1 protein-coding gene is annotated in these 253 nt (G+C 71.5%); it reads right to left on the bottom strand.

Annotated features, from left to right (window positions below):
* The coding region (locus ACLQ22_RS32100) for a hypothetical protein (RefSeq protein ID WP_425695619.1) at nucleotides 1-253 on the bottom strand (253 nt) is incomplete at both ends.

The raw sequence follows: 253 nt of genomic DNA, 5'->3' as shown, positions 1-253 counted from the left end.
GCCATCAAGCCGGCCTGGCGGGTGGGGCACCAGTAGAGGTTGCGGCCGCTGCCCGTGCCATGCCCAGAGCGGTTCGGCAGTCACCGGCGTGGTGGTGTCGGGCTGCGCGTCTGGTAGTGGCATCCACTGCACCTCGAACAGTGACTGCGCCGCGTCCGGCACTGCGGCGCCCAGTTGGTCGGCGGTCACCGGCCGCAACACCAACGAGTCCGCGGTCAGCACCGGCTGGCCGGCGGTGTCGAACACGGCCACC

Source organism: Micromonospora sp. DT178, from assembly GCF_049841695.1.
Taxonomy (GTDB): Bacteria; Actinomycetota; Actinomycetes; order Mycobacteriales; family Micromonosporaceae; genus Micromonospora.
This window is presented reverse-complemented; position numbering and strand designations above follow the sequence as displayed.